Source organism: Paracoccus ravus (genome assembly GCF_004522175.1).
GTDB lineage: Bacteria > Pseudomonadota > Alphaproteobacteria > Rhodobacterales > Rhodobacteraceae > Paracoccus > Paracoccus ravus.
This window is the reverse complement of record NZ_SDEB01000034.1, coordinates 20,981-27,870: the sequence shown is the minus strand read 5'-3', so window position 1 is coordinate 27,870 and position 6,890 is coordinate 20,981. Positions and strand designations below refer to the sequence as shown.

6 protein-coding genes and 1 pseudogene are annotated in these 6,890 nt (G+C 62.8%); 1 reads left to right on the top strand and 6 read right to left on the bottom strand.

Annotated elements, in window-relative coordinates; all coding sequences use genetic code 11:
* Positions 1 to 190, top strand: a 190-nt coding sequence (locus ESZ60_RS18465) for an integrase core domain-containing protein (protein ID WP_167620214.1), incomplete at its 5' end; no start/stop codon positions are given.
* 18 nt (positions 191 to 208) lie between these two features.
* Here ESZ60_RS18465 and ESZ60_RS21490 read toward each other — a convergent pair.
* The 6 genes and pseudogenes from ESZ60_RS21490 to ESZ60_RS18440 form a co-directional block, all read right to left on the bottom strand.
* Positions 209 to 670: pseudogene (locus tag ESZ60_RS21490) on the bottom strand (transposase); the annotation flags it as partial.
* Positions 671 to 946: 276 nt separating this feature from the next.
* Positions 947 to 1,336: a cupin domain-containing protein gene (locus tag ESZ60_RS18460; RefSeq protein WP_134682175.1), complete on the bottom strand. Its 390-nt coding sequence runs from the start codon at positions 1,334 to 1,336 to the stop codon at positions 947 to 949.
* A gap of 144 nt (positions 1,337 to 1,480) precedes the next feature.
* A complete protein-coding gene (locus tag ESZ60_RS18455; protein WP_134682174.1) occupies positions 1,481 to 1,906 on the bottom strand; it encodes a type II toxin-antitoxin system VapC family toxin in 426 nt (141 codons plus the stop codon).
* On the bottom strand, positions 1,906 to 2,151 hold the full coding sequence (locus tag ESZ60_RS20915) for a type II toxin-antitoxin system VapB family antitoxin (RefSeq protein ID WP_167620225.1): 246 nt from the start codon (positions 2,149 to 2,151) through the stop codon (positions 1,906 to 1,908). The genes ESZ60_RS18455 and ESZ60_RS20915 overlap by 1 nt, the downstream gene beginning before the upstream one ends.
* Before the next feature lie 151 nt (positions 2,152 to 2,302).
* The gene (locus tag ESZ60_RS18445) at positions 2,303 to 5,407 is read right to left on the bottom strand and encodes an efflux RND transporter permease subunit (protein ID WP_134682172.1); all 3,105 of its coding nucleotides are present in this window, start codon (positions 5,405 to 5,407) and stop codon (positions 2,303 to 2,305) included.
* Positions 5,408 to 5,410: 3 nt separating this feature from the next.
* The gene (locus tag ESZ60_RS18440; protein ID WP_134682171.1) at positions 5,411 to 6,574 is read right to left on the bottom strand and encodes an efflux RND transporter periplasmic adaptor subunit; all 1,164 of its coding nucleotides are present in this window, start codon (positions 6,572 to 6,574) and stop codon (positions 5,411 to 5,413) included.
* Positions 6,575 to 6,890: the final 316 nt, after the last annotated feature.

Genomic DNA, 6,890 nt, shown 5'->3' with positions numbered 1-6,890 from the left:
CGGTACGGTCCTGGACGAGTTTGTCCGGGTGAAGATGCGCGAGACCTTCTACGAAACCGTCGATGCGTTGCAGGCCGATCTCGATGCGTGGCTCGTCCATTACAACACCGAAAGGCCCCATCTCGGCTACCGCAACATGGGGCGCAGACCGATCGAAACCGTCATGAAATTCGTTAGCCAAGAAGGTTAAGTGGACAAATTGAGGCGGGCCGAACATGATCTCGATGCGGTTGTGCCGATTGTAGCGCCGCTTGTCATATTTTACCGCTTTTTGCGTCCCCTGCATTCCTCAATGCAGGCACTTATCTCTTCGCTTTTCAATGAGTCACGGAACAAGTCTGCATCATATACCGATCGGCCAGCAGCCAGTCTGCATTCGGCAGGCTGCTCGGCAGCGCCGCCGCGCCCATTGTAATCGCTACCCTGTCCTGCCGAGATGAAGAACCAGATCGGGCGGCCCCTCGCATCGGTGACGGCGTGCAGTTTCCTAATCATCCTTCTCTTGGTTCGCCCCATCTGACGCGAAGGGCCGCTTATTCACCCGCAGGCTCGATGCCCTGCGATGCGCTTTCAAATAGGTTACGTCGATCATAATCGACTCTTATTCGGCGCTGTCGACGGCCAGGCCGATCATATTCCGGGCGAAGACCTCATTCTCGCTCCAACGCTTTGGTCCTTGGGAAGACTCATGTGAGCAGGCCGAAAACAATGGGTCCCGCCCTACGGGCGGCGACAGAGACACATCTTTGCCGAAACGCGCAACCCGCGCCCGAAACCTGCGCAAACCGGATCGCAAGCCTGGATCTGCATGCCACCTGGCGGCATCGATCCACGGCGCTGGCACAAGCGGTTCCAGCGGGTAGTGAGGCGGTGAAGCTTGCACCAAACCGATTCCGATCCAGCCGCGCCCCGCGAACGGGCGGAAATGAGGGCGACGGCCGCGTCGTTATTCCAGATCGGTCTGGATCCAGCGCGGCGCGTGGTGGATGTCGAGTGTCTGAAGCCTGCCGGGACCAAGATTGACGAAGCGATGCGGCACGCCCTTGGGTCCAAGAACCACCTCGCCGGCAGTCGCGTCGATGATCTGATCTCCGACAAAGAACCGCGCCCGGCCCTCGATCACCACAAAGGTCTCGTCATAGGGATGGACGTGCAGCCGCGGTCCTTCGCCCGCGGTTTCATTCCCATAGGCCAGGACCGTGATCGGTCCGCCGAGCGTATCACCGGGAAGATTGCCCCGCCACGCGCCCGAGATTGCGGGGTCGAACAATCTTGACTTGGCGGCGGGACGCCCGTCGGGCGGCACGCTTTCGGGTTCGAAATCCTGTCTCGGCATTGCTTCACTCCGATCGGATAGGGCAGCATGCGATGAGCCTGGCCGCAGGGCAAGCGCTTGGGTGACCTTGGGGCCTGGGCAGGGAGAGGCTTTGCGCTTCGCTTTCGTCAAGCCGACGCGGGAGGGCCGGCCGGGCGATTGACCTCATGCGAGGTCTGTCTGCGCGAAATCATCTCCTTTATATAAAAGCGGGATGTCCAAGACCTTGGCGCAGGCATAGGAAAAGGCATCGCCCAAATTGAGCTGCGCCGCATGGCCAACCACCTTGCCATAGCGTGACAAGGCCCCGGTCGCCATCAAACCGACCTCGGTTCCGATGTCCGTTTCCACGGCGCCAAGTGCCTCGATCAGCGCGCCGACGAGTTCCGAGGCGATCTTGAAATCCGCCTCGGTCGCCGGCCCCCTGCCGCGTCCCTGGACACGGCTTCTGACCAAGGCAAGGATCGCTTCTAGACGGACCACCGGCGAGAGTCGCAGATCGGTCTGGGCCGCCTCGATCGCGTGCAAAAGCTCAGGGGCCTCGGGCTCGTTTTTCAAGATGGCGACGATTGCGCTGGCGTCGAGAAACATTACTCCTCGCCCCAGATTTCGTCCATGAACGCCTTGTCGTCGTTACCATCCGGCAGGATTCCGGCCAGGGCAGCCCGGCGCTGGATGCGGGTAACGCGGCTTTCAAGGCTTTCACGCGCAGACAAGGCCGCTATTTGCGCGGCGAAAACTTCGCGCACGGCGGCCGTCTTGTCCTTGGTGCCGGTCATGGCCAGATAACGCGCGACAAGCGCGTCGATATCGGGAGCCTTCGTGTAAAGCGGCATGGTATATTCCCTTTTGAATAAAGGTATATACTCATTCGGAACAACCATGCAAGCCTGCATCTGCGCAATCAGGGGAGCACCCCAGAGACTGGGCATAGCAGACCCGGCCCACGGCCTCCTTTCGTGCGAAACCTCGATAAGCTCTTCGCCGTCATCGTGCCGCGGCCCCATGCCGGGCCCGCTCTACAAGGCGCAGCACGGTGACGTAAAAGACCGGGACGAGGAATATCCCGATCAGGGCCGATGCCGCGATGCCGCCCAGCACCCCGATGCCGATCGATTGCTGCGCGGCGGCCCCTGCCCCGGTTGCCGTGGCCAGAGGCAAAACGCCCAGCATGAAGGCCAAGGTCGTCATCAGGATCGGGCGCAGCCGCATGCGCGAGGCCTCGATGGCGGCCTCACGCAAGGGCTTGCCCTGCTGGCGCAGCATTTCGGCAAATTCGACGATCAGGATGGCGTTCCGTGCAGCAAGGCCGATGGTGGTCAGCATCCCGACCTTGAAATAGACATCATTGGACTGGCCGAAAAAAAGGGCCGCGGCCATTGCGCCGACAATGCCGATGGGCACCGTCATCATCACCGAAAACGGCACGGACCAGCTTTCGTAAAGCGCGGCCAGCGCCAGAAACACCACCAGCGCCGACAGCCCGAAGAGCATCGGGGCCTGATTGCCCGAGAGCCGCTCTTGATAGGAAAGACCTGTCCATGCCGCGCCATAGCCGCCGGGGAGGTCCGCGACCAGCTCTTCCATCACCTCCATCGCCGTGCCCGAGGACACGCCCTGCGCCGCCGCGCCCGAGATCTCCAGTGCGCGGGTGCCGCCGTAGCGGGCAAGGCTTTGCGCCTTTTGATCCCATTGCTGCGTGCTGAAGGCGGTAAAAGGGACCATATCGCCGTCGGAATTCCGGACATACCATTTCTCGATATCGTCGGGGCGCATCCGGGCCGAGGCCTCGCCCTGCACGATCACCGGACGCAACTCATTGCCCAAGGCGAAGTCATTCACATCGGCGCTCGCAAAGATGATCGTCAGCGTCTCGTTCAGATCGGTGATGGACAGGCCATAGGCCGCAGCCTTCTGCTGGTCGATGTTGATGCGGCTCGAGGTTTCAAACGGCGCGTCATTGCCCTGAAGGCTGGTTACGCGCCCGTCCGCACTGGCCATTTCGACCAGCGCATCGGCGGCCTGAGCCAGAGCTTCTTGGCCGCGACCGGACTGGTCGATCAGCGCCATGCTGAAGCCTGCGGTATTGCCCATGCCCGGAATCGCGGGCGGCTGCATGAAAAAGACCTTGCCGTTCTTGTTCGACATGAAGCGCATATTGCCCCGCGTCGCCATCGAGGCAGCGTCAAACCCCGCGCGCTCGTCGAAATCCCTGAGCTTCACAAAGACCATCGCATTGCGCTGGCCCGATCCGCCAAAACCGAAACCAAGACTGGCATGCAGGCTCTCGGCGGTCTCTTTCTCATCCTCAAGGACATAACGTTCGACCTCGCGCACCAGCGCCTCGGTTCGGGCGGTGGTCGCGCCCTCGGGGGCCTCGACCATGACCATCAACACGCCCTGATCCTCGGGGGGCAGGAAGGATCCCGGGAGCTTCTGGTAAAGCGCCCATGCCCCCCCGCCAAAGGCGAGCAGCACCAGAAGAAAACGAAACGGCCGCGCGACGAAACGCGTCACGACCGCGGCATAGCCGTTGGTCGCGCGGTCCAGATTGCGGTTGAACCAGCGCGCGGGGGCGACGCCACTGCCATGCGCACGCGGGCGTAGCAGGGTGGCGCAAAGCGCGGGCGTCAGGATCAGCGCGACGCCCAGCGACAGAACCATGGCGCTGATGATGGTGATCGAGAATTGCCGGTAGATCACCCCGGTCGAGCCCGACATGAAGGCCATGGGCAGGAACACCGCCGACAGCACCATGACGATGCCGACCAGCGCCGAGGAAATCTCGTCCATGCTTTTCTCGGTGGCCTCGACCGGGCCGAGGCCCTCTTCCTCCATCACGCGCTCGACGTTTTCGACCACGACGATGGCGTCATCGACCAGCAGCCCGATGGCAAGGACCAGCGCGAACATGGTCAGCGTGTTGATCGACATGCCCATGAAGGCCAGCACGCCGAAGGTTCCCAGCAGCACGACCGGGATTGCCAGCGTCGGGATCAGCGTCGCGCGCAGGCTTTGCAGGAAGACGAGGATCACCAGAAAGACCAGCGCCACGGCCTCGAAAAGCGTGTGATAGACCTGATTGATGGATTCCTCGACAAAGGGCGAAGTGTCGTAGGGATAGACGATCTGCACGCCCTCTGGCAGCGAGGCTTGCAGCCGGTCCAGCACCGCACGCACCGCCTTGGCGGTCTCGACCGCATTGGCCCCCGTCGCGAGGTTCACCCCGAAACCCGCTGCGGGCTTGCCGTTATAACGCGAATCCGAGCCATATTCCTCTTGCCCGATCTCGATCCGGGCGACATCGCCCAGAAAGATGGTCGAGCCGTCGGTTTCGGTGCGCAGCAGAATGCGCTCGAATTCCTGCACCGAGGTCAGTTGCGACTGCGCCGAAAGCGGCATGGTGATCTGCTGGCCCTGCAGCGTGGGCTGCGCGCCAAGGCTGCCCACCGTGACATTGGTGTTCTGCTCGGAAACCGCCGCGACCACTTCCGAAGCCGTGACGCTGTATTGCAGCATCCTGACCGGATCGAGCCAGATCCGCATCGCATAGCCCGAGCCAAAGACATTGATCGAACCCACGCCCGAGGTGCGCTGCACAGGGTCTTTGATCGATTGCTCGACCAGATCGCCAAGCGCAAGCGAGTCGTAGCTGGCATCATCGGATGTCAGCGCGCCGACCATCAGGATCGACGAAGTCGAGCGCGTGACCGAGACGCCCTGCCTTTGCACCGCGTCCGGCAGTTGCGGGCTGACCAGTTGCAGCTTGTTCTGGACCTGCACCTGCGCGATATCGGCATCGACGCTGTCATCGAAGGTCAGCGCGACATTGGCGGACCCTTGGGACGAGGATGAGGTCATGTAGATCAGCCCGTCGAGGCCGGTCATGCCATCCTCGATCACCGTGGTGACCGAATTTTCGACGATATCGGGCGAGGCCCCGACATAGGTGGCGCCGATCCGCACCGTGGTCGGGGCGATGTCGGGATATTGCGCGATGGGCAGGCTGGAGAGGCCAAAGACCCCGGCCAGCATGGTGACAATCGCCAGAACCCATGCAAAGACCGGGCGATGGATGAAGAAACGCGCCATCGCCTACTCCGTCGCGGCAGAAGGGGTGGGCTGGTCGATGACCACGCCATTCTCGTCGATCGTGACCGGAGTAGCCGAGATCTCGGCCCCTTCGACCAGATTGCTCAGCCCGTTGACGATCAAAAGCTCGCCATCCTTCAAGCCATCCACGATGATCCAGCTGTCCCGATATATGCCGTCATCGGTCAGCTGCCGCTTGGCAGCCTTGCCCTCCTGCGCGATCCATGCCGTCAGGGTGCCGTCTCGCTCGCGGGTGGCGGAAAGCTGCGGGATCAGGATCGCCTGTGTCTGACCGATCTCGAGCCGCCCGCGCACGAACATGCCGGGCAGCACGCGCAATTCGGGATTGCCGAAGCGAAAGCGCATGTCGATGGAACCCGTCGAGGTCGAGACCGCATAGCCCGGCGCGACGATCTCGCCGGTGACGTCATAGGTCTTGCCGTTCTCCAGCGTCAGTTCGGCGTCCAAGGTCTTGGCCATGGTGATCTGGCCGGTATCGATCCGGTTGCGGATGCGCTGCATCCGGGCCGAGGGCTCGAACATATCGACATCGATGGGGTCAAGCTCGGTCACTGTGGCCAGCGCATCGCTTTGGCCGGCCGTCACCAGATCGCCCGCCGTCACCTGCGCGATCGACGCCATGCCCGCCAGCGGGCTGGTGATCGTGGTCCAAGACAGTTCGGTCTGGGCAAGGCGCAAGGCCGCCTCGGCCGCCTGTGCATCGGCCCGCGCCTTTTCCATCGCGGCCTTTGCCTCTTCGAGCAGCGCCGGAGTCGAGCCCGAGCCCTGAAGCTTGCGACTGCGCTCATAGGCCCCCTCGACTTGCGGCACGGCGGCCTTGGCGGACGCGAGATTGGCCTGCGCCTGCTCGACCGCAGCCTGATAGGTGGTCGGATCGATGCGGAACATCGGCGCGCCTGCCACGACGGGCTTGGCCGGATCATAGAGGACTTCGGTCACGAAACCATCGACGCGCGGTCGGATCGCCACCTCGGCGCGGGCCACTGCGCGGCCCGGCAGGGTCACGATCATCGGCACGGATTCGGTTTTCAGGGTGATGGTCCCGACCGGCCTTGGCCCCTGACCCGGCGGGTGCTGGGCCAGAGCGCCGCCCGTCGCAATGACCACCAACAGGGCGGCAATTTGGGCAAGAGGTCTGCGGAACATCGAGAATCCTCCGGGCTGAGAACGGGCCTCATGGCCATTCTGCCCGCCAAATCGCGACAATATAAGCGCGAAGATAAATCGCTCGGCTTCTGATCTCAGCGCTTGTTCTCATGGCGGCCCGATCTGCCGGTGCAGAGGCGAGCATTCCGCGCAGGTTCCGGAACCTCGCGGTACTCATCTTGCGGGATGGCGAGAGGCCCAGAATGGCGGATGCGGCAAAAGCCGATCGGCAGGACAGGGATCAGGAACCGGAGGATAACCACGTCGTCGGCGGGCCGCATGACCGCTGGCCGATCACTGCAACTGAAGCATGGGC